Annotated in this window: 33 protein-coding genes; 30 read left to right on the top strand and 3 right to left on the bottom strand. The window is 63.0% G+C overall.

Translation table 11 applies throughout. From position 1 onward, the window contains the following. Window positions 1–11: 11 nt before the first annotated feature. The 23 genes from rpsC to dsbD all read left to right on the top strand — a co-directional run bounded on the left by rpsC (window position 12) and on the right by dsbD (window position 13157). A complete protein-coding gene (gene rpsC, locus QPK29_RS07435) occupies window positions 12–806 on the top strand; it encodes a 30S ribosomal protein S3 (protein ID WP_036240339.1) in 795 nt (264 codons plus the stop codon). Window positions 807–808: 2 nt separating this feature from the next. Continuing rightward, window positions 809–1228, top strand: a complete 420-nt coding sequence (gene rplP / locus QPK29_RS07430) for a 50S ribosomal protein L16 (RefSeq protein WP_005663456.1) — start codon at window positions 809–811, stop codon at window positions 1226–1228. 12 nt (window positions 1229–1240) lie between these two features. Continuing rightward, window positions 1241–1432, top strand: a complete 192-nt coding sequence (rpmC, locus tag QPK29_RS07425; protein WP_036240341.1) for a 50S ribosomal protein L29 — start codon at window positions 1241–1243, stop codon at window positions 1430–1432. Continuing rightward, complete coding sequence (rpsQ, locus tag QPK29_RS07420; RefSeq protein ID WP_036240344.1) at window positions 1429–1701, top strand: 30S ribosomal protein S17; 273 nt, start codon at window positions 1429–1431, stop codon at window positions 1699–1701. Before rpmC ends, rpsQ begins: the two co-directional genes overlap by 4 nt. Window positions 1702–1955: 254 nt before the next feature. Further along, window positions 1956–2324 carry a 50S ribosomal protein L14 gene (gene rplN, locus QPK29_RS07415; protein ID WP_056126494.1) on the top strand — a complete coding sequence of 123 codons (369 nt, stop codon included), beginning with the start codon at window positions 1956–1958 and terminating at the stop codon, window positions 2322–2324. 10 nt (window positions 2325–2334) lie between these two features. Next, window positions 2335–2649, top strand: coding sequence for a 50S ribosomal protein L24 (gene rplX / locus QPK29_RS07410; protein ID WP_036240348.1), 315 nt, complete (start codon window positions 2335–2337; stop codon window positions 2647–2649). A 6-nt stretch (window positions 2650–2655) separates the two neighbouring features. After that, window positions 2656–3195 (top strand): 50S ribosomal protein L5, encoded by a 540-nt coding sequence (gene rplE, locus QPK29_RS07405; protein ID WP_036240349.1) that lies wholly within the window; start codon window positions 2656–2658, stop codon window positions 3193–3195. A gap of 4 nt (window positions 3196–3199) precedes the next feature. After that, window positions 3200–3505 (top strand): 30S ribosomal protein S14, encoded by a 306-nt coding sequence (gene rpsN, locus QPK29_RS07400; RefSeq protein WP_056126496.1) that lies wholly within the window; start codon window positions 3200–3202, stop codon window positions 3503–3505. A gap of 14 nt (window positions 3506–3519) precedes the next feature. Continuing rightward, window positions 3520–3915, top strand: coding sequence for a 30S ribosomal protein S8 (rpsH, locus tag QPK29_RS07395; RefSeq protein ID WP_036240352.1), 396 nt, complete (start codon window positions 3520–3522; stop codon window positions 3913–3915). Window positions 3916–3925: 10 nt separating this feature from the next. Continuing rightward, window positions 3926–4459 (top strand): 50S ribosomal protein L6, encoded by a 534-nt coding sequence (rplF, locus tag QPK29_RS07390; RefSeq protein WP_056126497.1) that lies wholly within the window; start codon window positions 3926–3928, stop codon window positions 4457–4459. A 12-nt stretch (window positions 4460–4471) separates the two neighbouring features. Then, window positions 4472–4834 (top strand): 50S ribosomal protein L18, encoded by a 363-nt coding sequence (gene rplR, locus QPK29_RS07385; RefSeq protein WP_036240357.1) that lies wholly within the window; start codon window positions 4472–4474, stop codon window positions 4832–4834. Between the two features lie 12 nt (window positions 4835–4846). Then, complete coding sequence (rpsE, locus tag QPK29_RS07380; protein WP_036240359.1) at window positions 4847–5365, top strand: 30S ribosomal protein S5; 519 nt, start codon at window positions 4847–4849, stop codon at window positions 5363–5365. 11 nt (window positions 5366–5376) lie between these two features. Next, complete coding sequence (rpmD, locus tag QPK29_RS07375; protein WP_036240361.1) at window positions 5377–5556, top strand: 50S ribosomal protein L30; 180 nt, start codon at window positions 5377–5379, stop codon at window positions 5554–5556. 27 nt (window positions 5557–5583) lie between these two features. Further along, window positions 5584–6015: a 50S ribosomal protein L15 gene (rplO, locus tag QPK29_RS07370; protein WP_036240364.1), complete on the top strand. Its 432-nt coding sequence runs from the start codon at window positions 5584–5586 to the stop codon at window positions 6013–6015. Between the two features lie 29 nt (window positions 6016–6044). Then, complete coding sequence (gene secY / locus QPK29_RS07365; protein WP_160406731.1) at window positions 6045–7379, top strand: preprotein translocase subunit SecY; 1335 nt, start codon at window positions 6045–6047, stop codon at window positions 7377–7379. A gap of 32 nt (window positions 7380–7411) precedes the next feature. Continuing rightward, a complete protein-coding gene (infA, locus tag QPK29_RS07360; RefSeq protein WP_005663428.1) occupies window positions 7412–7630 on the top strand; it encodes a translation initiation factor IF-1 in 219 nt (72 codons plus the stop codon). Window positions 7631–7667: 37 nt separating this feature from the next. Continuing rightward, window positions 7668–7781, top strand: a complete 114-nt coding sequence (rpmJ, locus tag QPK29_RS07355; protein ID WP_005663407.1) for a 50S ribosomal protein L36 — start codon at window positions 7668–7670, stop codon at window positions 7779–7781. Between the two features lie 15 nt (window positions 7782–7796). Beyond that, on the top strand, window positions 7797–8162 hold the full coding sequence (rpsM, locus tag QPK29_RS07350; RefSeq protein ID WP_036240369.1) for a 30S ribosomal protein S13: 366 nt from the start codon (window positions 7797–7799) through the stop codon (window positions 8160–8162). 14 nt (window positions 8163–8176) lie between these two features. Next, window positions 8177–8581 (top strand): 30S ribosomal protein S11, encoded by a 405-nt coding sequence (rpsK, locus tag QPK29_RS07345; protein WP_036172227.1) that lies wholly within the window; start codon window positions 8177–8179, stop codon window positions 8579–8581. A 251-nt stretch (window positions 8582–8832) separates the two neighbouring features. After that, window positions 8833–9456, top strand: a complete 624-nt coding sequence (gene rpsD / locus QPK29_RS07340) for a 30S ribosomal protein S4 (protein ID WP_056126502.1) — start codon at window positions 8833–8835, stop codon at window positions 9454–9456. A 233-nt stretch (window positions 9457–9689) separates the two neighbouring features. Next, window positions 9690–10667 carry a DNA-directed RNA polymerase subunit alpha gene (locus QPK29_RS07335; protein ID WP_036240374.1) on the top strand — a complete coding sequence of 326 codons (978 nt, stop codon included), beginning with the start codon at window positions 9690–9692 and terminating at the stop codon, window positions 10665–10667. 114 nt (window positions 10668–10781) lie between these two features. After that, window positions 10782–11177: a 50S ribosomal protein L17 gene (rplQ, locus tag QPK29_RS07330; RefSeq protein ID WP_056126504.1), complete on the top strand. Its 396-nt coding sequence runs from the start codon at window positions 10782–10784 to the stop codon at window positions 11175–11177. Window positions 11178–11288: 111 nt separating this feature from the next. Further along, window positions 11289–13157, top strand: a complete 1869-nt coding sequence (gene dsbD / locus QPK29_RS07325; protein ID WP_371770642.1) for a protein-disulfide reductase DsbD — start codon at window positions 11289–11291, stop codon at window positions 13155–13157. 107 nt (window positions 13158–13264) lie between these two features. Here the strand turns inward: dsbD and QPK29_RS07320 are convergent, their stop codons facing one another. Continuing rightward, on the bottom strand, window positions 13265–13771 hold the full coding sequence (locus QPK29_RS07320) for a Spy/CpxP family protein refolding chaperone (RefSeq protein ID WP_371765279.1): 507 nt from the start codon (window positions 13769–13771) through the stop codon (window positions 13265–13267). Window positions 13772–13999: 228 nt separating this feature from the next. On the opposite strand from QPK29_RS07320, the gene QPK29_RS07315 reads away from it, so the two are divergent. From QPK29_RS07315 to QPK29_RS07295, 5 genes are all read left to right on the top strand, one after another. Beyond that, a complete protein-coding gene (locus QPK29_RS07315) occupies window positions 14000–14728 on the top strand; it encodes a response regulator (RefSeq protein ID WP_056126509.1) in 729 nt (242 codons plus the stop codon). Further along, window positions 14725–16092 carry an ATP-binding protein gene (locus QPK29_RS07310; RefSeq protein ID WP_056126511.1) on the top strand — a complete coding sequence of 456 codons (1368 nt, stop codon included), beginning with the start codon at window positions 14725–14727 and terminating at the stop codon, window positions 16090–16092. Before QPK29_RS07315 ends, QPK29_RS07310 begins: the two co-directional genes overlap by 4 nt. Window positions 16093–16240: 148 nt before the next feature. Further along, a complete protein-coding gene (locus QPK29_RS07305) occupies window positions 16241–17416 on the top strand; it encodes an efflux RND transporter periplasmic adaptor subunit (protein ID WP_371770641.1) in 1176 nt (391 codons plus the stop codon). Window positions 17417–17421: 5 nt separating this feature from the next. After that, window positions 17422–20538: an efflux RND transporter permease subunit gene (locus tag QPK29_RS07300; protein ID WP_371770640.1), complete on the top strand. Its 3117-nt coding sequence runs from the start codon at window positions 17422–17424 to the stop codon at window positions 20536–20538. 165 nt (window positions 20539–20703) lie between these two features. Then, window positions 20704–21600, top strand: coding sequence for a cell envelope integrity protein TolA (locus tag QPK29_RS07295; protein ID WP_056126518.1), 897 nt, complete (start codon window positions 20704–20706; stop codon window positions 21598–21600). A 118-nt stretch (window positions 21601–21718) separates the two neighbouring features. Here the strand turns inward: QPK29_RS07295 and hemB are convergent, their stop codons facing one another. Continuing rightward, complete coding sequence (gene hemB, locus QPK29_RS07290; RefSeq protein WP_056126520.1) at window positions 21719–22732, bottom strand: porphobilinogen synthase; 1014 nt, start codon at window positions 22730–22732, stop codon at window positions 21719–21721. Between the two features lie 15 nt (window positions 22733–22747). Continuing rightward, complete coding sequence (gene yihA / locus QPK29_RS07285) at window positions 22748–23440, bottom strand: ribosome biogenesis GTP-binding protein YihA/YsxC (RefSeq protein WP_160406723.1); 693 nt, start codon at window positions 23438–23440, stop codon at window positions 22748–22750. Between the two features lie 175 nt (window positions 23441–23615). On the opposite strand from yihA, the gene QPK29_RS07280 reads away from it, so the two are divergent. Continuing rightward, complete coding sequence (locus QPK29_RS07280; RefSeq protein ID WP_056126525.1) at window positions 23616–24299, top strand: c-type cytochrome; 684 nt, start codon at window positions 23616–23618, stop codon at window positions 24297–24299. Window positions 24300–24442: 143 nt separating this feature from the next. After that, a complete protein-coding gene (locus QPK29_RS07275) occupies window positions 24443–26536 on the top strand; it encodes a cytochrome c biogenesis protein ResB (RefSeq protein ID WP_056126527.1) in 2094 nt (697 codons plus the stop codon). The last annotated feature ends 22 nt before the right edge of the window (window positions 26537–26558 follow it).

Below are 26558 nucleotides of genomic sequence, written 5' to 3'. Positions count from 1 at the left end.
GGAGTCACACGATGGGTCAGAAAATCCACCCAACCGGCTTCCGCCTGGCGGTCACCCGTAACTGGGCATCGCGCTGGTACGCTGGCAACGGCAACTTCGCCGACATGCTGAAGGAAGACCTGGAAGCCCGCGCTTTCCTGAAGAAGAAACTGAAGAACGCCTCCGTCGGCCGCATCGTCATCGAGCGTCCGGCCAAGAACGCGCGCTTCACGATCTACTCGTCGCGTCCGGGCGTCGTCATCGGCAAGAAGGGCGAAGACATCGAAGTCCTGAAGTCGTCGCTGACGAAGATCATGGGCGTGCCGGTGCACGTCAATATCGAAGAGATCCGCAAGCCGGAAATCGACTCGCAGCTGATCGCCGATTCGATCGCCCAGCAGCTCGAAAAGCGCATCATGTTCCGCCGCGCGATGAAGCGCGCCATGCAGAACGCCATGCGTCTGGGCGCCGTCGGCATCAAGATCATGTCGTCGGGCCGCCTGAACGGCATCGAGATCGCGCGTACCGAATGGTACCGCGAAGGCCGTGTGCCCCTGCACACCCTGCGCGCCGACATCGACTACGGCACCAGCGAAGCCTCGACCACGTACGGCATCATCGGCGTGAAAGTCTGGGTCTACAAGGGTGACCGTTCGCCGACCGGCGAAGCACCGGTGATCGACGTTCCGGCCGACGAGAAAAAGCCGCGCGGTCCGCGTCGTGACGATGGCAAACCGGCTGGCCGTGGCCGCCCGGGCGCCAAGCCAGGTACCGCACCCGCAGGCCGCCGTGCTGCCAAGCCGGCCGCTGAGAAAGCAGGAGAATAAGCATGCTGCAGCCATCCCGCAGAAAGTATCGTAAAGAGCAGAAAGGCCGCAACACCGGCATTTCGCACACCCGCGGCACCGCGGTCTCGTTCGGCGAATTCGGTCTGAAGGCAGTTGCCCGCGGCCGTATCACCGCACGCCAGATCGAAGCTGCACGTCGTGCCATGACCCGTCACATCAAGCGTGGCGGCCGTATCTGGATCCGTATCTTCCCGGACAAGCCGATCTCGAACAAGCCGGCTGAAGTCCGTATGGGTAACGGTAAAGGTAATCCGGAGTACTACGTGGCCGAGATCCAGCCGGGCAAGGTCCTGTACGAAATGGACGGCGTCGCTGAAGAACTGGCGCGCGAAGCCTTCCGTCTGGCTGCCGCCAAACTGCCGCTGGCGACGACGTTCGTCGTGCGTCAAGTCGGTCAATAACAGGAGTTAAGAATGAAAGCAACGGAACTCCGCGGCAAGGACCAGGCAGCTCTGCAACAAGAGCTGAATGAGCTGCTGAAGGCACAGTTCGGCCTGCGCATGCAAATCGCTACGCAGCAACTGACGAACACCGCCCAGCTCAAGAAGGTGCGCCGCGATATCGCGCGTGTCAAGACTGTGATGAACCAGAAGGAAGCCAAATGAACGACACCACTAAAACGGCGCTGAAGCGTACGCTGGTCGGCAAAGTCGTGTCCGACAAGATGGACAAGACGGTGACCGTGCTGATCGAACGTCACGTCAAGCACCCGCTGTACGGCAAGATCATCGTGCGTTCGAACAAGTATCACGCGCACGACGAGACCAACCAGGCGAAAATCGGCGACACCGTCGAGATCGCGGAAGGTCGCCCGATCTCGAAGACGAAGGCTTGGACCCTGACCAAAGTTCTGCAGGTCGCTCCGGTTCTGTAATGCCCGAAGGGGTGTTGTTACAACGCCTCTAAAATTTGTCTTGCGTGGCCCGCTGGTATGTGGAATACTAGCGGGCTTCGTTCATGTGTTGCCGCAGTTTGTCCTTCGGTAACTGCGGCCTGCAACGAACATTGGAAAGTCCAATCACCCAAACGTACGCGCTTGCAATGAGTGCGGACGGCGGGACCAAGACTGACCGCAGGCCTACGGTTTTCCGTGGGGTTTCTTCGGCTTAAGTTGGGAAAGAAAATATCATGATTCAAACCGAAAGCCGGCTCGAAGTGGCCGACAATACCGGTGCAAAAGAAGTTCTGTGCATCAAGGTATTGGGCGGCTCCAAGCGCCGTTACGCCAGCATTGGCGACGTGATCAAGGTCACCGTGAAGCAAGCTGCTCCGCGCGGCCGCGTCAAGAAAGGTGAAATCTACAACGCCGTGGTCGTGCGTACCGCTAAAGGTGTGCGCCGCCAGGACGGCTCCCTGGTGAAGTTCGACGGCAATGCCGCCGTCCTGCTGAACAGCAAGCTGGAGCCGATCGGTACCCGCATCTTCGGACCGGTGACGCGCGAACTGCGTACCGAGAAGTTCATGAAGATCGTGTCCCTGGCACCTGAAGTTCTGTAAGGGAGCAGCAATGGATAAGATTCGTAAAAACGACGAAGTCATCGTTCTGGCCGGTAAAGACAAAGGCAAGCGCGGTGTCGTTCAGCAGCGTGTAGATGCTGAGCACGTCATCGTCGAAGGCGTGAACGTGGCCAAGAAGGCCGTCAAGCCGAACCCGATGACCGGCGTAACTGGTGGTATCGTCGACAAGACCATGCCGATTCACGTGTCGAACGTCGCGCTGTTCAATGCAGCGACCGGCAAGGCTGATCGCGTTGGCTTCAAAGAAGTGGATGGCAAAAAAGTCCGCGTCTTCAAGTCGAACGGCGAAGTAGTGAAAGGGTAATGAGAAATGGCCCGTCTCCAACAAGTTTATAAAGACAAAGTCGTTGCCGAACTGACCGAAAAATTCGGTTACAAGTCGGTGATGGAAGTGCCGCGCCTGACCAAGATCACCCTGAACATGGGTCTGTCGGAAGCTGTCGCCGACAAGAAGATCATCGAGCACGCAACCGGCGACCTGACGAAGATCGCTGGCCAGAAGCCGGTCGTGACCAAGGCTCGCAAGGCAATCGCAGGTTTCAAGATCCGCGAAGGCTACCCGATCGGCACGATGGTGACCCTGCGTGGCGCCCGCATGTACGAATTCCTGGACCGTTTCATCACCGTGGCCCTGCCGCGCGTGCGTGACTTCCGTGGCGTCAGCGGCAAATCGTTCGATGGTCGCGGTAACTACAACATCGGCGTCAAAGAGCAGATCATCTTCCCGGAAATCGATTACGACAAGATCGATGCGCTGCGTGGCATGAACATCTCGATCACCACGACCGCTAAGACCGACGAAGAAGCCAAAGCGCTGCTCGCCGCATTCAAATTCCCGTTCCGGAACTAAGAACATGGCAAAACTTGCACTGATTAACCGCGAACAGAAGCGTGCAGACCTGGTGGAGAAATTCGCCGCAAAGCGTGCCGCTCTGAAAGCAATCATCGACGACCAGTCGAAGACCGAAGAAGAGCGTTACGAAGCACGCCTGAAGCTGCAGGCCCTGCCGCGTAACTCGGCCCCGACCCGCCAGCGTAACCGCTGCGCCATGACCGGCCGTCCTCGTGGCACTTTCCGTAAATTCGGTCTGGCCCGTATTAAACTCCGCGAATTCGCCATGAAAGGCGAAATCCCGGGTATGACCAAAGCTAGCTGGTAATAGGAGAATAAGCAATGAGTATGAGCGATCCTATCGCCGATATGCTGACCCGTATTCGCAACGCGCAAGGCGTGCAGAAGACCACCGTCGAAATGCCGTCGTCCAAGCTGAAAGTTGCGATTGCCAACGTCCTGAAGGATGAGGGTTACATCGAAGATTACGCCGTGTCCACCGAAGGTGGCAAGGCTGAACTGAAAATCGGTTTGAAGTACTACGTCGGCCGCCCGGTTATCGAGCGCATCGAGCGCGTCTCCCGTCCTGGCCTGCGCATCTACAAGGGCAAAGACGAGATCCCTCAGGTCATGAACGGCCTGGGTGTGGCGATCGTCTCGACCCCGAAGGGTGTGATGACCGACCGCAAAGCACGCGCTACCGGTGTCGGTGGCGAAGTGATTTGCTACGTGGCTTAAGGAGTAGACGATGTCTCGAGTAGCTAAGATGCCAATCGCCGTCCCGGCCGGTACCGATGTCGCGATCAACGCGTCGTCGATCACCGTCAAGGGCCCGCTGGGCACCCTGACCCAGCCGCTGAACGGCCTGGTCAAAGTGGAAAACAACAATGGCACGCTGACCTTTGACGTGATCGACGATTCGCGCGAATCGAACGCCATGTCGGGCACCCTGCGTGCACTGGTGAACAACATGGTGACCGGTGTCACCAAAGGTTTCGAAAAGCGCCTGACCCTGGTCGGCGTGGGTTACAAGGCCGCCGTCCAAGGCAACGCCCTGAACCTGTCGCTGGGCTTCTCGCACCCTGTGCTGCACGCGATGCCGGAAGGCGTCACCGCAGCGACCCCGACCCCGACCGAGATCCTGATCAAGGGTATCAACCGTCAACAGGTCGGCCAGGTTGCCGCAGAAGTGCGTGCTTACCGCTCGCCTGAGCCGTACAAAGGCAAGGGTGTCCGTTATGCGGACGAAGTGGTGAAGCTTAAAGAAACCAAGAAGAAATAATCGGAGCTGACGATGGACAAGAAAGAATCGCGTCTGCGTCGCGGACGCCAAACCCGCATCAAGATCGCGCAGTTGGGCGTGAACCGCCTGTCGGTGCACCGCACCAACCTGCACATCTATGCGAACCTGATCAGCCCGGATGCGAAGGTCCTGGTTTCGGCTTCGACGCTGGAAGCAGAAGTGCGCGCCGAGCTGGGCGGCAAGTCGGGTGCGGGCGGCAACGCCGCTGCAGCCGCACTGGTTGGCAAGCGCGTCGCAGAAAAAGCACTGAAAGCAGGGATCACCGAAGTCGCATTCGACCGTTCGGGTTTCCGTTACCACGGCCGTGTGAAGGCGCTGGCAGAAGCCGCGCGCGAAGCTGGTCTGAAGTTCTAAGGAAGAATCGTCATGGCAAAAATGCAAGCGAAAATGGCAAGCGACAAGCCGGATGATGGCATGCGCGAGAAAATGATCGCGATCAACCGCGTGACCAAAGTGGTCAAGGGTGGTCGTATCATGGGTTTTGCAGCGCTGACCGTTGTCGGTGACGGCGATGGCCGCATCGGCATGGGCAAAGGCAAGTCGAAGGAAGTTCCGGTCGGCGTGCAGAAAGCGATGGAAGAAGCCCGCCGCAACCTGATCAAGGTGCCCCTCAAGAACGGCACGCTGCAGCACAGCGTCACCGGCCGCCACGGCGCGTCGTACGTGATGATGTCGCCGGCCAAGCCGGGTACCGGCGTGATCGCAGGCGGCGCAATGCGCGCAATCTTCGAAGTCATGGGCGTGACCGACGTCGTCGCCAAGTCGACCGGTTCGTCGAACCCGTACAACCTGGTTCGCGCGACCCTCGACGGTCTGGCAAAAATGAGCACTCCGGCCGACATCGCTGCCAAGCGCGGCAAGTCGGTGGAAGAGATCCTGGGTTAAGGGGAATAACTATGGCAAACACCATCAAAGTCAAGCTGGTCAAAGGCCTGATCGGTACCCGCCAGGATCACCGCGCCACCGTGCGCGGTCTGGGTCTGCGTCGTGTCAACTCGGTTTCCGAGCTGCAGGACACCCCGGCGATCCGCGGCATGATCAACAAGGTCAACTACCTCGTGAAAATTGTCGACTAAGCTGCGGCTTGGTCAACGGAGAAAATAATGCAACTCAATACCATCCAACCCGCTGAAGGCGCGAAACACGCCAAGCGCCGCGTCGGTCGCGGTATCGGCTCGGGCCTGGGCAAGACCGCCGGCCGCGGTCACAAGGGTCAGAAGTCGCGTTCGGGCGGCTTCCACAAGGTCGGCTTCGAAGGCGGTCAAATGCCGCTGCAGCGCCGTCTGCCGAAGCGTGGCTTCAAGTCGCTGAACGCTACGTTCAAGGCTGAAGTGCGTCTGTCGGACCTGAACAACCTGGCCGTCGCCGACGTCGACGTCCTGGTGCTCAAGCAAGCCGGCGTGCTGCCGGTCGTCGCTCGCGACGTGCGCGTGATCCTGTCGGGCGAAATCACCAAAGCGGTGAACCTGAAAGGCATCAAGGCAACCGCTGGCGCGAAAGCAGCAATCGAAGCAGCTGGCGGCTCGGTCGCCTAAACGCGACCGCTGCCTGATCGGAGCAAAAATTGGCGACTAATTCACAACTTGGTAAAAGTGCTACATCCGGTTTCCCCTGGGGCCGGTTGTGGTTCTTGCTTGGCGCATTGGTCGTGTACCGTATCGGAGCTCATATCCCGGTCCCCGGGATTGACCCGATCGCCATGGCCCAGCTGTTCAAGCAGAACGAGGGCGGCATTCTCGGCATGTTCAACATGTTCTCGGGCGGTGCCTTGTCTCGTTTTGCCGTGTTCGCACTTGGCATCACGCCGTACATTTCGGCTTCGATCATCATGCAGCTGGTGTCGATCGTCTCGCCGCAGATGGAGGCACTGAAGAAAGAGGGCGAGGCCGGCCGCCGCAAGATCACCCAGTACACCCGTTACTTCACGGTCGTGCTGGCTCTGTTCCAGGCGTTCGGTATCGCCGTCGCGCTCGAGGCGCAGCAAGGCCTCGTGATCGACCCGGGCATGGGCTTCCGCCTCGTGACCGTCGTGACCCTGCTGACCGGCACCATGTTCCTCATGTGGCTGGGCGAGCAGATCACCGAGCGCGGTCTTGGCAACGGTATCTCGATCATCATTTTTGCCGGTATCGCAGCAGGTCTGCCGGGCGCACTGAGTGGCTTGTTCACCCTGGTGTCGAACGGTTCGATCGGTAGCTTCTCCGCGATCATCATCGTGATTCTGGTAGCCCTGGTGACTTACGCTGTCGTGTTCGTCGAACGCGGCCAGCGCAAGATCCTGGTGAATTACGCGAAACGCCAGGTCGGTAACAAGATCTATGGTGGCCAAACCAGCCACCTGCCGCTGAAGCTGAACATGGCTGGGGTGATCCCGCCGATCTTCGCTTCGTCGATCATCCTGTTCCCGGCCACGATCGTCGACTGGTTCACGCGCGGCAAAGATGTCAACAGCCCCGTCGTCGGGTTCCTGAAAGACCTCGCTGCCTCGCTGAGCCCGGGCGAACCGATCCACGCGTTGCTGTATGCGGTGGCCATCGTGTTCTTCTGCTTCTTCTACACGGCGCTGGTATTCAACAGCAAGGAAACGGCGGACAACTTGAAGAAGAGCGGCGCGTTTGTACCGGGCATCCGTCCGGGCGAGCAGACCGCACGCTACATCGACAAGATCCTGATGCGCCTGACCCTGGCCGGTGCGGTCTATATCACGCTGGTGTGCCTGGTGCCGGAGTTCTTCCAGAGCCAGTGGAAAGTACCTTTCTACTTTGGCGGAACCTCGCTCCTGATCATCGTGGTCGTCACGATGGATTTCATGGCGCAGGTGCAGAACTACGTCATGTCGCAGCAATATGAATCGCTGCTGCGCAAGGCTAATTTCAAGGGCGGTATCCCGTCGCGTTGAGCGGCCGGCGCCCCCAGGAGTGAATAGACCGAATGGCAAAAGACGACGTCATCCAAATGCAAGGGGAGATTCTGGAGAACCTCCCGAACGCGACCTTTCGCGTGAAGCTGGAAAACGGGCACGTGGTGCTTGGACATATCTCGGGTAAAATGCGGATGAATTACATCCGCATTCTTCCGGGTGACAAGGTAACGGTGGAGCTGACCCCTTACGACTTGTCCCGGGCCCGCATCGTGTTCCGCACCAAGTAAAACTAATCAAGTTATCGAATCTGGAAGAGAGTGCAAAATGAAAGTTAACGCTTCAGTCAAGCGGATCTGCCGCAACTGCAAGATCATCAAGCGCAAGGGCGTGGTCCGTGTGATCTGCGTCGAGCCGCGTCACAAGCAGCGTCAAGGTTAATACGAGGAATATCGAATGGCACGTATTGCAGGGGTCAACGTCCCCAATCACCAGCACACCGTCATCGGCCTGACGGCGATCTATGGTATCGGCCGTACCCGCTCGAAGCAGATCTGCGAATCGACCGGCGTTGCGACCAACAAGAAGGTCAAGGACCTGGACGACAACGAGCTGGAAAAGCTGCGTGATGCAGTCGGCAAGTTCGTAGTCGAGGGCGACCTGCGCCGTGAGCTGTCCATGAGCATCAAGCGTCTGATGGACCTGGGCTGCTACCGCGGCATGCGTCACCGCAAAGGCCTGCCGGTCCGCGGTCAACGCACCCGTACCAATGCACGTACCCGCAAGGGCCCGCGCAAAGCAGCTCAATCGCTCAAGAAATAATCTAGGAACTGACCATGGCTAAGCAACAAAGCTCGGCGGCTGCAGCCCGCATCCGCAAGAAAGTCAAGAAGAACGTCGCCGAAGGCATCGCACACGTCCACGCATCGTTCAACAACACCATCATCACGATCACCGATCGTCAGGGCAATGCCCTGTCGTGGGCGACGTCCGGCGGCGCAGGCTTCAAGGGTTCGCGTAAATCGACCCCGTTCGCGGCTCAGGTCGCAGCCGAAGCAGCTGGCAAGGTTGCTCAGGAATACGGCGTGAAGAACCTGGAAGTCCGCATCAAGGGCCCGGGCCCGGGCCGTGAGTCGGCTGTGCGCGCGCTGAACAACCTGGGTATCAAGATCACCGAGATCCAGGACGTGACGCCGGTTCCGCACAACGGCTGCCGTCCGCCGAAGCGTCGTCGTATCTAATGTTGCCCGGGCGGTTCGCCGCCCGTCGCAGCATCGATGCGCCACACGCCGTGGTGTAAAGAATCGCCGGTGCAGTTAGCCCAGAAATGGGTTATACTGCCCGGCTATTGTCGCCTCGGGCCGTCCTGGCCATGAGGTTTTTGTAAGCCACGTCCGGTCTCATCGCAGAACTGGACTAGCGCCTGTTGTGGAAGAAGTACTGAACTTCGGCCGCATCCGGGGCGTGATCATTCAAACAAAGGAAGTTTAACGTGGCACGTTATATCGGACCTAAAGCAAAACTGTCGCGCCGTGAAGGCACCGACCTGTTCCTGAAGAGCGCACGCCGCTCGCTCGATTCGAAGTGCAAACTGGACGTCAAGCCGGGCCAGCACGGCGTCAAGTCGGGCCAGCGTACGTCGGACTACGGCAACCAGCTGCGCGAAAAGCAGAAGGTCAAGCGTATCTACGGCGTGCTGGAGCGTCAGTTCCGCCGCTACTTCGCCGAAGCGTCGCGCCGCAAGGGCAACACCGGTGAGACCCTGCTGAAGCTGCTGGAATCGCGTCTGGACAACGTCGTCTACCGCATGGGCTTCGGCTCGACCCGCGCCGAAGCACGTCAGCTGGTCAGCCACAAGGCCCTGACCGTGAACGGCAACGTCGTGAACATCGCTTCGTACCAGGTCAAGACCGGCGACGTCGTCGCCGTCCGCGAAAAGGCCAAGAAGCAGACCCGTATCCTCGAAGCCCTGTCGCTGGCCGAGCAGGTTGGCTTCCCGAGCTGGGTGTCGGTCGACGCCAAGAAAATGGAAGCGACCTTCCGTTCGTATCCGGAGCGTAACGAGATCGCTGCCGACGTCAACGAAGCGCTGATCGTCGAACTGTACTCGCGTTAATCGACTTCGGCGCGGTCATCCCGCGCCGAAGTCGTCCCCGCGAAAGCGGGGATCCATACTGAGCTGGCTAAAGCCGACTGTGTATGGGTTCCCGCTTTCGCGGGAACGACGGGGTAGGCCCCCGTTTGAATATTGAATTCGCTACACCGCCTGCTCGAAGAAGCAGGCGTTTCTACTACTGATGCCATCAGCCTTATCGGTGTAACGAGCCGAGGGTATTGAAGAGGACACTCATGCAAAATAGTTTGTTGAAGCCACGTATTATCGATGTCGAAACGCTCGGCGCCGGCCACGCGAAAGTCGTGATGGAACCGTTCGAACGTGGTTATGGCCACACGCTGGGTAACGCGCTGCGCCGCGTGCTGCTGTCGTCGATGATCGGCTACGCGCCGACCGAAGTGACGATCGCCGGCGTCGTGCACGAGTACTCGTCGCTGGATGGTGTGCAGGAAGACGTCGTCGACCTGCTGCTGAACCTGAAAGGCGTCGTGTTCAAGGTGCACAACCGCGACTCCGTGACGCTGACCCTGAAGAAGGAAGGCGAAGGCCCGGTCCTGGCTTCGGACATCGACCTGCCGCATGACGTGGAACTGATCAACCCGGAACACGTGATCGCCCATCTGACCGCCGGCGGCAAGCTGGACATGCAGATCAAGGTCGAAAAAGGCCGCGGCTATGTGCCGGGTAACGTGCGCCGCCTGTCGGAAGACACGAACAAGACCATCGGCCGCATCATCCTGGACGCATCGTTCTCGCCGGTCCGCCGCGTGTCGTACGCCGTGGAATCGGCTCGTGTCGAACAGCGTACCGACCTCGACAAGCTGATCATCAACATCGAGACCAACGGCGTCATCACGCCGGAAGAAGCGATCCGCCAGTCGGCCCGCGTCCTCGTCGACCAGCTGAACGTGTTCGCTGCCCTGGAAGGCACCGAAGCCGCCGCGGAAGCACCGTCGCGTGCGCCGCTGGTCGATCCGATCCTGCTGCGTCCGGTGGACGACCTGGAACTGACCGTCCGTTCGGCAAACTGCCTGAAGGCCGAGAACATCTATTACATCGGCGACCTGATCCAGCGTTCGGAAAACGAACTGCTGAAGACGCCGAACCTGGGCCGCAAGTCGCTGAACGAGATCAAGGAAGTCCTGGCTTCCCGTGGTCTGACCCTGGGCATGAAGCTCGAGAACTGGCCGCCCGCAGGTCTGGAAAAGTAATTTGCAGCACCCGCCCGGGGCAGGTGTCCCGGGCGTTCAACGCCAACCGGCCCGCGTCGCGCATCAGCGGCGATCGAAGAGCTCGGATTTAAACTTAACTCGAAAGGAAATACCATGCGTCACCGTCACGGCCTTCGCAAGCTGAACCGTACCTCGTCCCACCGCCTCGCCATGCTGCGCAACATGACCGTTTCGCTGCTGCGTCACGAAGCGATCAAGACCACCCTGCCGAAAGCCAAGGAACTGCGCAAAGTCGTCGAGCCGATCATCACCCTGGGCAAGAGCGACACCCTGGCCAACAAGCGCCTGGCATTCGCCCGCCTGCGTGACCGCGAAATCGTCCAGAAGCTGTTCGCCGAAATCGGCCCGCGCTACAACGCGCGTCCGGGCGGCTACATCCGCATCCTGAAGATGGGCTTCCGCGTTGGCGACAACGCCCCGATGGCCTTCGTCGAGCTGGTCGATCGTCCGGAAGTCACCTCGGCTGACGACGCGCCGACCGCCGAGTAATCGCGGTTCAAGCAACATGAAAAACCAGGCTCCGGCCTGGTTTTTTTTCGTCTGCAGCGCACTAAACGCACCCGGTGTACCATGCTGATGCGTTGAACCAATATTCCGACCATGTCCCGATCTTTTTCCCTGTCGATAACGCGACTGCTGGCCGCATGGCTGCTGGCCTGCCTCGCCTTCGTCTCGCCCGCCCACGCCGACGACGACTTCCTGCCGCCTGAGCAGGCATTCAAGTTCTCCGCGCAGATGGCGGACGCACACACGATCGTCGTCAATTACGCAATCGCGGACGGCTACTACATGTACCGCGAGCGCTTCCATTTCGCGGCAAGCGGCGCGAAGCTCGGCGAGGCCGTCATCCCGCCCGGCAAGATCAAGTACGACGACACGTTCCAGAAGAACGTCGAGACCTATCACAACGGGGTCGAGATCCGCATCCCGGTCGAAGCCGCCGGACCGTTCACGCTGACCGCCACCGGCCAGGGCTGCGCCGACAAGGGCTTGTGCTATCCGCCGCAGGATGCGTCGGTCCAGCTCACGCCCGGTGCCGGCGGCAGCGCGCCGCAGATGAGCGTTGCGCCGGGGCAGGGCGGCGGGTTCAACTTCCCGGGACAACCCGCGCCACAGGTCGATACGCCGCCCGCGCCCGCGCCCGCGTCCGCACCCGCACCCGCACTCGCACAGGCGCCCGTCGCGCCCGTGACACCGGCGGCGCCGTCCGAACTCTCCGGCATCGCCTCGCTGCTGCAGGGTGGCCGCCTGCTGGCGATCGTCCCCGCGTTCATCCTGCTGGGCCTGGGCCTCGCGTTCACGCCGTGCGTGCTGCCGATGGTGCCGATCCTGTCGTCGATCATCGTGGGTGAAGGAAAACAGGTGCACCGCACGCGCGGCTTCGTGCTGTCGCTCGCGTACTCGTTCGGGATGGCGATCGTCTACACGTCGCTGGGCGTGGCGGCCGGCCTGCTCGGCGAAGGACTGGCGGCCGCGCTGCAGAATCCCTGGGTGCTGGGCGGCTTCGCGCTGCTGATCGTCGTGATGGCGTTGTCGATGTTCGACGTCTACCAGTTGCAGGTCCCCGCCGCGTTGCAGACGCGGCTGTCCAGCGCCTCCGGCCGCCAGTCGTCCGGCAAGCTGGCCGGCGTGTTCGTGATGGGGGCGATCTCCGCACTGATCGTCGGCCCGTGCGTGGCCGCGCCGCTCGCGGGTGCGCTCGTGTACATCAGCCAGACGCGCGACGTCGTCATCGGCGGCGCCGCCCTGTTCGCGATGGCGGTCGGGATGAGCATTCCACTGCTGCTCGTGGGCGTCTCCGCGGGCTCCCTGCTGCCGCGCGCGGGCCTGTGGATGGAATCCGTGAAGCGCTTCTTTGGCGTCCTGATGCTGGCGATGGCCTTGTGGATGGCCGCGCCCGTATTGCCGGGCATCGTGCAGATGGTCCTGTGGGCCGCGCTGCTGCTGGGCTATGGTTTCTACCTGCTGCGCGGCCTGCGCGGGCATTGGGCCGGTCTCGCCCTCGGCGCCGCCAGCGTCGTGCTGGGCGCGACGCAGCTCGTCGGCGTGGCCAGCGGTGCGCGCGACCCGCTCGCGCCGCTGGCCCGCTTCACGGGCGGCGCGCCCGCGCAGCCGCTCGCGTTCACGCGCATCAAGACCGTCGACCAGCTCGACGCCGCGCTGGCCGCCACCGGTGGCCGCACCGCGATGCTGGATTTTTACGCCGACTGGTGCGTGTCGTGCAAGGAGATGGAAAAGCTGACCTTCGTCGATCCGGCCGTCAAGGCGCGGCTGGCAAATACCGTGCTGCTGCAGGTCGACGTGACGGCCAACGATGCGGATGACCGGGCGATGCTCAAGCGCTTCGGGCTGTTCGGGCCGCCGGGCATCATCCTGTTCGACAAGCAGGGGAAAGAGATTCCCGATAGCCGGGTGATCGGCTACCAGGATGCGAACAAGTTCCTGGGTTCGCTGGGCAAGCTGCAGTAATCCTCACGCTGTACAAAACAACGTCGCCCCTGCGACGGCAGGGCCCCAAGTTCGTGGCCAAGCCGAGGAACTTGGGCTCCCGCCTGCGCGGGAGCGACGGTGGATATTCAACCTTGCGCGGTATGGCCGCGCTGCTGCCAGCCACGATGCCCGCCGTGGCCGTGGCCGTGGCCGAAGCGCGCCGCCTTCTCGTCGAACGTCTTCTTCTGGTCCGCGCTCAGGACCGAGTAGAAGGTGCTCAGCGACGCCTGGCGTTGCTCGAGGGCGGCCGTGCGCAGCTTCTGCCGCTCGATCATCTTCGCCATGCGTTCCGGTGCCGTCAGGTTGGCCCAGGCGGCGCGGTCGTGCGGCTGGCGTGCAGGCGGCTGCATCGACGTCACGAACGCATTCCAGGCGTTTTCCTGGGCCGGCGTGATCTTCAGCTGGTCGTGCAGCTTCGCGATCCGCTTGGCGCGGAATTGCGCGCGCTGTTCCGGCGTCAGCTTCTGGTGCTGCATGCCGTGGCGGGCCTGCGGTGCGGCCTGGTCCGTCGTCTGTGCATGGGCGCCCAGTGCGGCAGCGCCGAGGGTCAGCGCAGACAGGGCGGCGAGGAGGTGTTTGCGATAGGTTTTCATCTCAGGTTTCCTAGTGGGGTTAAAGTTGGCAAACCGCCAAACGTTGTCTTCATGCTCCGATCTGCGTGCATCGCGTCGTCTTCGCACGGTTCCCATCATGGGCCGAAGATGTAAGCGCAGCGTTTCCCGTCTCTCGTTCTTTGTATCAATTTGTTTCCCTGGAAGATCCATATACAAGCCGATACAAAGTGACTGTTCAGGGTTCGAACAACTCGCGATAATGGCGTTATGGACAATCCATCTACCATCCTGATCGTCGACGACGACCGCGATATCCGCTCGCTGCTGGCCGATTACCTGGAAGCGAACGGCTACCGCGCGCTTGCCGCGGCCGACGGCACCGCCATGTGGAAACTCCTGGACGAGTCGCGTCCGGACCTGATCGTGCTCGACCTGAACCTGCCGGGCGACGACGGGCTCACGCTGTGCCGCAAGCTGCGTGCGCATTCGACCATGCCCGTCATCATGCTCACTGCCCGCAGCGAGCCGCTGGACCGCATCCTCGGCCTCGAAATGGGCGCGGACGACTACCTGCCGAAGCCGTTCGAGCCGCGCGAACTGCTGGCGCGCATCCGCAGCGTGCTGCGCCGCAGCCACGCGATGCCGCCGACCTCGCAGGCCGAGAACGTGCAGCAGATGAAATTCTCGGGCTGGACGCTCGACCTCACCGCGCGCCACCTCGTCAATCCGCAGGGCGTCATCATCATGCTGTCGGGCGCCGAGTTCCGCCTGCTGCGCGTCTTCCTGGAGCACCCGAACCGCGTGCTGAACCGCGACCAGCTGCTGAACCTCACGCAGGGCCGCGACGCCGATCCGTTCGACCGCTCGATCGACATCCAGATCAGCCGCCTGCGCCAGAAGCTGGGCGAGGATGCGCGCATGCCCCAGATCATCAAGACCGTCCGCAACGGCGGCTACGTGCTGGCCGGCCAGGTCACGGTGGAGCCGAGCGCGTGAGAGCTTTCCTCGGCTCGATGACGGGCCGCGTGTTTGCTACCCTGCTGCTGGGCATCCTGCTCACGGCCGCGCTGACCCAGCTGCTGGCCGACGCCGAGCGCGCGCGCGTCATCGACGAGTTCCGCGACCTGCACAACCTCGACCGGGCCGAGCAACTCATCATGGCCACCGAGATCGTCCCCGAGTCCGCGCGCAAGGCCTACCTCGACGTGGCCAACCGTCCCGGCATGCAGCTCGCCGACGTCGACACCCATCCGGCGGCGCTTGCCCCGACCAACTCCGAATTCACCCAGGCGCTCGCCGCCCGCATGGGCAAAGGGTATCTGATGCGGTCGCTGGCCGCGCGTCCCGTCGCGTGCTCGACGGCGCGCGAGCAGCCCGTCGTGTTCGGCCTGCTGCGCATGAAGTGGCGCGGTACGTGCGAGAGCATCGCCGTGCGCCTGCGCGACGGCGACGACCTCGTGCTGTCCGTGCTGCCGCCGCGCTCGGCCACGTCGCCGCAGCGCACCGACTACACGTGGACGATCTCGATCTTCCTCGTCAGCGTCGCTTTCCTCGCCTACCTCGTGGCGCGCATGACGACGCGTCCGCTGAAGCAGCTGGCGCAGGCCGCGAAAGATCTCGGCAACGACATCAACCACCCGCCGCTCGACCTCACGGGCGCCGACGAGATCCGCCAGGCGAGCGCCGCCTTCAACGCGATGCAGGCGCGCATCCGCCAGTACATCTTCCAGCGCACGCAGATGCTGGCCGCCATCACGCACGACCTGCAGACGCCGCTCACGCGCATGCGCCTGCGCCTGGAAAAGGTCAACGAACCGGAATTGCAGGAGCGCCTGATCGGCGACCTGTCCGCGATGCAGGCGATGGTGCGCGAAGGCCTCGATCTGGCGCGCAGCATGGACACGAACGAAGCCATGCAGATGCTGGACCTCGACTCGCTGCTGGACTCCGTCGTCGCCGACGCGGCCGAGAGCTGCCAGCGCGTGACCTTGACGGGGCACGCCGGCATGGCGCTGCTGGGCCGGCCGATGGACCTGCGCCGCTGCCTGGTGAACCTGATCGACAACGCCGTCAAGTACGGCCACGCGGCCAGGGTCAGCGTCGACCGCATCAACGGCGCGGCGCGCATCCGCATCCGCGACGCCGGCCCCGGCATTCCGGGCGCCGAGCTGGCGCGCGTGTTCGACCCGTTCTACCGGGTGGAGACGTCGCGCTCGCGCGAATCGGGCGGCACGGGCCTCGGGCTCACCATCGCCCGCAACATCGCCGAGCAGCACGGCGGCAGCATCAACCTCGCCAATCATCCGGAAGGCGGGCTCGAAGCGACCCTGATGTTGCCGGAATTTTATCCCGGCAAATAAGCACGCTGAAAAATCGCACGGGCAGAAACATTACTGTTACACCCGTGTGGGACAATCTCCGCCGGAGCTCCGGTCTTGCGGTCGGTGTCACCCTCATCGCATAAATACACAAAGAGAAAGACCGCGGACAGGCGGCACAGGGAGTGGAATGAAGACCAAGAATATCGCGATTGTCGCCGGCATCGTCGTTGCCGTCGGCGCCGCCACGTGGGCCATGAAGGACGGGTCCGAATCGCATGCCGACGGGGCCGCCACCCCGGGCGGCAAGGGTAACGGGGCGCAGCCGCCAGCCGTCGTCAACGTCGTGGCGCCGCAACGCCAGGACGTGGCCGTCGTGCAGCAGGCCAACGGCACCGTGACGCCGATCCGCACCGTCGACCTGCACCCGCAGACGACCGCCACCATCCGGCAAGTCCACATCAAGGAAGGCCAGTTCGTCAAACAGGGCGAGCTGATGTTCTCGCTCGACGACCGCGAAGACCGCGCCAACCTCGACAAGGCCCAGGCCCAGGTCGCACGCGACCGCGCATCGCTGGCCGACCTCGAGCGCCAGTTCAAGCGCAGCCAGGACTTGTTCGCGCAGCACTTCATCGCCCAGAGCGCCGTCGACACGCTGCGCGCCCAGGTCGACCAGGCCCGCGCCACCCTGCAGGCCGACGCCGCCGCCGCGCGCGCGAGCAGCGTCACGACGAGCTACACCGCGATCCGCGCGCCGATGTCGGGCCGCGTGGGCGGCATCAACGTCTATCCGGGCAGCCTCGTGCAGCCGGCGACGTCGCTCACGACGATCACCCAGCTCGACCCGATCACCGTCGCGTTCACGTTGCCGGAATCCAGCCTGCCGTCGCTGCTGGCGGCGCAGAAGCGGGGCAAGGTCGAGGTCGAGGCGTTGCCGGGCGCCGACCTGGCGCCGGTGAAGGGTCTGCTGAGCTTCGTCGACAACACGGTCGACCCGCAAGCCGGCACGATCAAGGTGAAGGCCGAGTTCGACAACCGCGAGACCACGCTGTGGCCCGGCCAGTACGTGAACACGAAGGTCATCGTGCAGACGCTGAAGGATGCCGTCGTGATCCCGCAGAACGCCATCATCACCAATGCCCAGGGCACGTTCGTCTACGTGCTCGAGAAGGACCACTCGGCCCGCCTCGTGCCGGTGCGCCGCGTGTACGGCGCGGGCGTGGATGCGGCCGTCAGCGGTCTCGCCGGCAGCGAGCAGGTCATTACCGACGGCAAGCAGAACGTGCGCCCGGGCGCCAAGGTCCGCCTGGCGTCCGACATGGGCAAAGGCAAGGGCAAAGACGTCCACGTCGCCGACAAGGGCTGAACACGATGAACCTGTCCGAACTGTGCATCCGCCGGCCCGTGATGGTCGTGCTGCTGTCGATCAGCCTGATCCTCGTGGGCATCCTGGCGTATTCGCACATCCCCGTCGCGGCGCTGCCCAGCTATAACACGCCCGTCATCAACGTCAACGCCAACCTGGACGGCGCCAGCCCCGAGACGATGGCCTCGTCCGTCGCGCTGCCGCTCGAAAAGCAGTTCTCGACCATCGCCGGCATCAACCTGATCACGTCGACGAGCACGCAGGGCAGCACGTCGCTCACGCTGGAATTCGACCCGTCGATCGACGTCAACGCGGCCGCCGTCGACGTCCAGGCCGCACTCCTTGCAGCCCAGCGCCAGCTGCCGCAGGAAATGACGACGCTGCCGTCGTACCGCAAGGTCAATCCGGCCGATGCGCCCGTGCTGTTCATGACGATGACGTCGCCGTCGATGAACTTGTCCGAGCTGAACGATTACGCGGAAAACCTCGTGTCACCCGCGATCTCGACGTTGCCGGGCGTGGCGCAGGTGTCCGTCAACGGCGGCAAGCGCTTCGCCGTGCGCGTGCGCGCGAAGACCGACCTCATGAATGCCCGCAACCTCACGATGGACGAGCTGGCGACGGCGCTGCGCTCGGCGAACTCGAATTCGGCGCTGGGCATCCTCGACGGTCCGCAGCAGACCCTGACCATCCAGGGGCCCGCCCAGATGATGAAGGCGGCCGACTTCGAAAACCTGATCGTCGCCACGCGCGACGGCCTGCCGGTGCGCCTGCGCGACGTGGCCACCGTCGAGGACAGCTACCAGTCCACCCGGGCCTTCGGCGCCTACAACGGCGAGCGCGCCATCGTGCTGCTGGTGCAGCGCCAGCCGAACGCGAACACGGTCGAAGTGGTCGACGGCGTGCGCCGCCTGCTGCCGCGCTTCCAGTCGCAGCTGCCCGCGTCCATCAAGATCAACCTCGTCAACGACCGTTCCCGATCGATCCGCGAGGCGATCCATGACGTGAACTTCACGCTGGCGCTGACGGTGGGCCTCGTCGTGCTCGTGATCTTCCTGTTCCTGCACCGCGCGTCGGCCACGTTCATCCCCGCGATCACGATGCCGATCTCGCTGCTGGGCGCGCTGGCGCTGCTGTTCTGGCTCGGCTACAGCCTCGACAACATTTCTCTGCTGGGCATCACGCTGGCCGTCGGCCTGGTCGTCGACGATGCGATCGTCGTGCTGGAAAACATCGTGCGCCACATCGAGATGGGCAAGAAGCCGCTGCGCGCCGCGCTCGACGGCTCGCGCGAGATGGGTTTTACCATCGTCTCGATTTCGGTGTCGCTGATTGCCGTGTTCATCCCGATCTTCTTCATGCCGGGCGTGATCGGTTTGCTGTTCCACGAATTCGCCGTCATCGTCGGCCTCGCGATCCTCGTGTCGGCCGCCGTGTCGCTGACCCTCGTGCCAATGCTGGCGTCGCGCCTGCTCCCGGCACATGGCCACGACCACACGGAAGAGAAAAGCTTCATCGGCCGTCATTTCGAGCGCGGCTTCACGGCGCTGCGCAACGCCTACGAGAAGACGCTCGACGTGGCGCTGAAGCACCGCTTCGTCGTATTGATCGTCGCGTTCGGCACGTTCGCGCTGACCGTCGTGCTGTACACGACCATCCCGAAAGGCTTCTTCCCCGAGGAAGACATCGGCCAGCTGCGCGTGACGACCGAAGCGGCCGAGGACATTTCGTCGTCCGCGCTCGTCGTGCTGCAGACGAAGGTGGCGGAAGTGATCCAGGCCGATCCGGCCGTGCAGGACGTCACCTCGTTCACCGGCGGCGGCAACAATGGCCGCATGTTCATCGTGCTGAAGCCGCGCGCCCAGCGCGACAAGATGCCGCAGGTCGTCGACCGCCTGCGCAAGTCGCTGCGCGGGATTGCCGGCGTCAATGTCTACATGGCACCCGTGCAGAACCTGCAGCTGGGCGGCCGCCCGAGCAAGAGCCGCTACCAGTACACGCTGCAGAGCGTGTCCGGCGCCGACATCAGCCAGTGGGCCAACCAGTACATTGAGCGCATGCGCAACAACCCGCTGTTCCGCGACGTGACGAGCGATACGCAGGACAAGGGCTTGCAGGCCAAGCTCGACATCGACCGCGACAAGGCGAACCTGCTGGGCGTGCAGGTGGGCGACATCCGCACGGCGCTGTACGCGGCGTTCGGCGAGCGCCAGGTGTCGACGATTTATTCCAGCGCGGCCAGCTATTACGTGATCCTGGAAACGGCCAACGAGGACCGCCAGTTCGAGGACGCGCTGTCGCGCCTGTCGGTGCGCAGCAAGACGGGCCAGCTGGTGCAGCTCTCCAGCGTGGCGACGGTGAAACGCACGGTCGGCCCCATCGCCGTCAACCACCAGGGCCAGCTGCAGGCGATCACGCTGTCGTTCAACCTCGCGCCGGACGCGCCGCTGGGCGACGCCACGGCCGCCATCGAGCAGATGGGCCGCGACATGAAGCTGCCCGCGGCTATCATCACGAAATACGGCGGCGACGCGGCCGTGTTCCAGGATTCGCAGTCGAGCCAGCTGATCCTGATCGTCGCCGCGGTCGGCGTCATCTACGTGCTGCTGGGCGTGCTGTACGAGAGTTTCATTCACCCGATCACGATCCTGGCCGGCCTGCCGTCCGCCGCGGTGGGCGCGCTGCTCACGCTGCGCCTGTTCAACCTGGACCTGACGATGATCGCCATCATCGGCATCCTGATGCTGATCGGCATCGTGAAAAAGAACGCGATCATGATGATCGACTTCGCCCTCGACGCCCAGCGCAACCGGGGCATGGCGCCGGAGCAGGCGATCCGCCAGGCGTGCATCCTGCGTTTCCGCCCGATCATGATGACGACGCTGGCCGCGCTGATGGGCGCGCTGCCGATCGCGCTGGGCCTCGGTGCCGGCGCCGAGCTGCGCCAGCCGCTGGGTCTCGCGGTGTGCGGCGGCCTGATCTTCTCGCAGGTCATCACGCTGTACATCACCCCGGTGATTTATTTGTACCTCGACAAGTACAGCGGCAGCGGTCCGATGACGGATACGCAGCTCGCGGACGTGGAGCAGGGGCGGAAGCCGGTATTGACGAAGGTGGCGTGACGATTCTGCTGGGCAAGTTTGATACACACTGTAACAACCATTAAGCTACCCAGCTTGTACTCTCATTACAGATCCTTAACAGCGCGTGCGCGGCTAATCCAAACGGGTTAGACTGCGCCTCGTCAATATCATTTATTTGTCCTCCAACCGGAGGCGTTCATTATCTTGCGTGACCATTCCCATATCCCGCTGGAAGACAGCGATGTCTGCGCACATTGCGGCCAGCCGCTGCCCGGACGGAAAGTGGTCATCTACGGGCAGAAGGGCCCGAACCGGACCGGCATCGCGATTACGATCGGGCTGCACCTGCTGCTCGTGGCCGTCTGGCTGTTCCAGCCGAAAATCGAAAAGCACGCGCCGCCGAAAGCCGGCGAAGCCGTCGTCTGGCTGCCGCCGCTGAAGCAGAACAAGCCGGCCGCCAAGCCGGCCGAGCAGGCACCGAAGCACACCGCCAAGGCAGCGGCCGCGCCGAAGTTCACGCCGCCGCGCATCACGATGCCGCGCCTGCCGAACACGATTACCGTGCCGGAGATCAAAACGGTGGAGGAAAAGCCGCAGCCGCCGAAAGAAGAGACGAAGGCGCCGCCGCAGGAAGTCGACATGCAGGCCTATATCGAGGCCCAGCGCAAGCGCCGCGGCGCCCCGGCGCAGACGGACCAGGCCGAGGAAAGCGAAGCCGCGCGCGGCACGCGCAACGCGCTCGCGAACATCGCCGCCATCAACGGCCGCGGCGGCCAGGATCCGAACGAGACGGGCGGCGTGTTCAGCATCTCCAACAAGACGTTCAGCCGGGCCGACCTGAAATTCCGCGGCTGGAACCCGAACTTCAAGCGCCGCTGGCTGACGGCCGTGACGGTCGAGCGCGGCAGCGACCCGGACATCGAGACGGCCATCGTCAAGAAGATGATCGAGCTGATCCGCAAGGAAAAGACCGGCGACTTCGAGTGGGATTCGCACCGCCTGAACCGCGTCGTCACGCTGTCGGCCCGGCCGCAGGATACGCAGGAACTGATGGCCTTCCTGTACAAGGAAATGTTCCCGGAATACAAACCGCCGCGCTGATCGCGTCGTGGGAAACCGAGAGGCTTCTTCGATTTCCCATTGCTACACCAGCTCCTACGGCCGGCCCGCCGCTATCGAAATGTCACACATCAACAATGTGTAACGTTTCAGACGTGTTTTATGCCGCGGCCTTCAGGCGCCGCGCCACATCCATCGCGAAATAGGTGAGCACGCCATCCGCGCCGGCGCGCTTGAACGACATCATGGTCTCCATGATGACCTTGTCCGGATCGAGCCAGCCGTTCTGGAACGCGGCCTGCAGCATCGCGTACTCGCCGCTGACCTGGTAGGCGAAGGTAGGCACCTTGAATTCGTCCTTCACGCGGCGCACGACGTCCAGGTAGGGCATGCCCGGCTTGACCATGACCATGTCGGCGCCTTCCGCGATGTCCAGCGCCACTTCGCGCAGGGCTTCGTCGCTGTTGGCCGGGTCCATCTGGTACGTGTTCTTGTCGGCCTTGCCCAGGTTGGCGGCCGAACCGACGGCTTCGCGGAACGGGCCGTAGTAGCCCGACGCGTACTTGGCCGAGTAGGCCATGATGCGCGTGTGGATCAATTCCTTCTCTTCCAGCGCCACGCGGATCGCGCCGATGCGGCCGTCCATCATGTCCGACGGGGCGACGACGTCGACGCCGGCCTCGGCCTGGGCCAGCGCCTGGCGCGTCAGCATCGCGATCGTCTTTTCGTTGACGATGTAGCCGTTCTCGTCCGGCAGGCCGTCCTGGCCATGGGTCGTGTACGGGTCGAGTGCGACGTCCGTCATGATGCCCAGCTGCGGGAAATGGCGCTTCAGTTCGCGCACGGCGCGCGGGACGAGGCCGTCCGGGTTCGTCGCCTCGACGCCGTCATAAGTCTTCAGCGATGCCTCGATCACGGGGAACAGCGCGAGCACGGGGATGCCCAGCGCGACCGCTTCCTCGGCCACCTTCAGCAGCAGGTCGACCGACAGGCGCTCCACGCCCGGCATCGACGCGACCTGCTGGCGCTGGTTCTGGCCGTCGAGGATGAACACGGGATAGATCAGGTCGGAGGCGGTGACGACGTTTTCGCGCATCAGGGCGCGCGAGAACGGGTCGCGGCGCATGCGGCGCATGCGCACGGCGGGGTATTGCGAAGGCGTGATGATCGGCATGGAGGTTCCTGGAGTTTATTGTTCGGGATCGGCCGGAACAGGGTCCTCGTCCAGGCCAAACAGTTCGATGATCTTGTCGTTGGCTTCCTCGATGCCGATGCGCTTCAGGGCCGAGAACAGCTGGACGGTGAACGGGAAGCCGTTGCCTTCCTCGTCAACATAGCTGTCCAGCACTTGCTGCGCCTGGCGCAAGGCATTGACGGATTCGTTGCGGTTGAGCTTGTCGACCTTCGTGAGGATGCAGTGGATCGGCTTGCCCGTCGGGGCGAACCATTCCAGCATCTGGATGTCGAGCTCGGTGAACGGGCGGCGCGAATCCATGATCAGGATGAGCGCGGCCAGTTGTTCCCGCCGCTGCACATAGTCGCCCAGCAGCCTTTGCCAGTGCAGCTTGGCATCGCCCGACACTTCCGCGTAGCCATAGCCCGGCAGGTCGACGAGCAGGCCCTCGATTTCCTCGACCTTGGTCGGATCCTTGCGGTGCATGGCGACGTGCGCCCCGCCGATCGAGAAGAAATTGATGTGCTGCGTACGGCCGGGGGTCTTGGACGCGAAGGCGAGGCCCTTCTGGTTCGTCAGGATATTAATCGCCGTCGATTTGCCCGCATTGGACCGGCCGGCGAAGGCGATTTCCGGCACTTGGGTCTTGGGAAGATCCCGCAACTGGTTGACGGTGGTGAAGAAACGGGCTTGCCAGAGTTTGGACATGAGGGAAGTGGAGCGAAAAAGACAACGAAGGTGAGGGCAGGAAACAAAGGCTATTGTACAATAGGGAGTTACCTGCCGCCGGCGAGCCTGAAGGCGCCATTGCCGACGCGGGGGCACGAGCATGACCGCTGCACTGCAACTGCAAGTTTATCTTTGACTTTTTCAGGGTGCTTGAATGAATCGTGTGTTCCAACCGGCCGCGTGTGCGGCGATCGTGAAGTCCTTGCTGGCCAGTTTCCTCATCGTGGGCAGCGCTCTTGCAGCGGACGCGGCCCACGCGCCCCCGGCCGCCGCCAAGGCCGATCCGGCGAAGGGCGGTTCCCTCTACGACACCGGCGACAATGCCCGCGGCCTGCCGGCCTGCGCGTCGTGCCATGGCGCCGGCGGCAATTCGACCATCAACACGAACCCCAAGCTGGCAGGACAGATCGACAATTACCTGCACAAGCAACTCGTCGACTTCACGACGCCGGCCCGCAACCAGCCCGTGATGACGACGTACGCCAAGATGCTGAGCGAGGACGAAAAGAAGAACATCGCCGCCTACCTCGCCACGCAGCAGCCGAAGCAGGGCGCCGCGCGCAACAAGGACACGCTGGAACTGGGCCGCAAGATCTATCGCGGCGGTATCGCAGACCGCGGCGTGGCTGCCTGTGCCAGCTGCCACGGCGCCACCGGTTCCGGCATCCCGGCCCAGTATCCGCGCGTGGCAGGGCAGCACCAGGATTACACTGTCGCCCAGCTGCAAGCGTTCAAGGCGGGCGGGCGCAGCAACAGCCCGCAGATGGCCGCGCTGGCCAAGCGCTTGTCGGACGATGAAATGAAGGCAGTGGCGGACTATATCGCCGGCCTGAAGTGATACCCGGTATCAGCCGTCAGAGTGAATAGAGCCGAATAATCGGCCTACAATAAAAAAAGCAGGACAACAGGGAAGGGCGGCCGCGCAAGCGGTGCGCCCTTTTGTTGTATCCTCGATGAATGTTGTGTCTAGAGTGAAAGTCGATGAGTACCACCGGAATTGAACTGAAGACGCGCCGGCGCGGCGTAGCGGAAACGGTCGAACTGCTGTCCTCGATGCGTTTCGCAATCACCCTGCTGGTCATGATCGCGATCGCCGCCATCATCGGCACCATCATGCAACAGGACCGGGCGATGCCGGACTACGTGAACCAGTTCGGACCGTTCTGGTTCGAAGTGTTCCGCAAGCTCAGCCTGTACACGGTCTATTCGGCCTGGTGGTTCCTGCTGATCCTCGCGTTCCTGATCGTGTCCACGAGCCTGTGCATCGCGCGCAATGCGCCCAAGTTCATCCGCGATATGCGGAGCTGGCGCGATTCCGTGCGCGAAGAGTCGCTGCGCAATTTCCACCACCGGAGCGAATGGACGGCGCCGCTGGACATGGTCCCGCTCGCGCAGCAGACGGCGTCCCGCCTCGTCGACGCCGGCTATAAAACGAAGATGGTCGACAAGGCGGGCGGCGTGCTCGTCGCCGCGAAAAAGGGCGCCGGCAACAAGTTCGGCTATATCTTCGCGCACACGGCCATCATCGTCATCCTGCTGGGCGGCCTGCTCGATTCGAACCTGCCTATCCGCTTCCAGCAATGGTTCATGGGCAAGACGCCGTATGCCGGCACGGGCCTCATCTCCGCCATCCCGCCGCAGCACCGCCTGGGCCTCGGCAACCCGACCTTCCGCGGCAACACGATGATTCCGGAAGGCCAGGCCAGCGACACGGCACTGCTCCAGCAGGCCGACGGCGTGCTCGTGCAGGATCTGCCGTTCACGATCGAGCTGCGCAAATTCATCATCGACTTCTACTCGACGGGCATGCCGAAGCTGTTCGCCAGCGAAGTCGTGATCCGCGACCACGAGACGGGCAAGGCCTTCCCCGCCACCATCAAGGTCAACGAGCCGCTGATCTACCGCGGCATCGCCGTCTACCAGTCCAGCTTCGAGGATGGCGGCAGCAAGCTCAAGCTGACGGGCTGGCCCATGACGGGCACGAGCGACAAATCGTTCTCGTTCGAAGGCGAAGTCGGCAATGCGACCGAGTTGAAGCAGGGCGCCGACGTGTATTCGGTCGAATGGTCGGGCTTCCGTCCGTTCAACGTCGAGAACACGAGCCAGAACAACGATGCGCGCGCCGTCACCAAGGGCAAGAGCCTTGAGGAACAGTTCGCCCAGACCTTGTCCCAGCACTCAGGCTCGGCCGCGAAGAACGTGGGCAACAAGGACTTGAAGAACGTCGGTCCCAGCGTGCAATACAAGCTGCGCGACAAGACGGGCCAGGCGCGCGAATACCTGAACTACATGCAGCCCGTGACGCTGGAAGGCCATCAAGTGTTCCTGGCCGGCGTGCGCAACAATCCGTCCGACCAATTCAGCTTCCTGCGCATCCCGGCCGACGACGACCACGGCCTGCGCGAATGGATGCGCCTGCGCGCCGCGCTCGCGGACCCGTCGCTGCGGGAAGAAGCGGCCCGCCGCTACGCCGCGCGCGCGCTGCCGCCGGGCGACGCGAGCGGCGCGCTGTCCACGCAATTGCAGGAATCGGCCGCCAAGACGCTGGCCATCTTCGCAGGCGACGGCAACCAGGGCGGCTATCTGGCCGTGTCAAAATTCCTCGAGCGCATCCCCGCCGCGGAGCAGGAAAAGGCGGCGACCGTATTCATGAAGATGCTCAACGGCGCCATGTGGGAGCTGTGGCAGGCTGCGCGTGCGCGCGCCGGCGAGCAACCCGCCACGCCCACCGAGGCCCACGGCCGCTTCCTGCAGCAGGCGACGAACGCCTTGTCCGACAGCTTTTTCTACGGCGCCCCCGTGTTCCTCGCGCTGGACGATTTCAAGGAAGTGAAGGCGTCGGTGCTGCAGGTGACGCGCTCGCCCGGCAAGAAAGTGGTTTATGTGGGCTGCCTGTTGCTGGTGCTGGGCATCTTCTCGATGTTCTACATCCGCGAGCGTCGCGTCTGGGTCTGGGTGAAACCGGCGCCGGACGGCGGCACGCATGCGCTGATGGCGATGAGCACGCAGCGCAAGACGCTCGATTTCGAGCGCGAATTCGAAGACTTGAAGACCAAATTGCCGCAATCGGCGTAAGCTAGCAGAGCAAGGAAACAGG

This window comes from Massilia orientalis, from assembly GCF_030411975.2.
In the GTDB taxonomy this organism is placed as follows: domain Bacteria; phylum Pseudomonadota; class Gammaproteobacteria; order Burkholderiales; family Burkholderiaceae_D; genus Telluria; species Telluria orientalis.
Note: the sequence above shows the minus strand (reverse complement) of the source record. Positions and strands in the feature narration are given on the sequence as shown.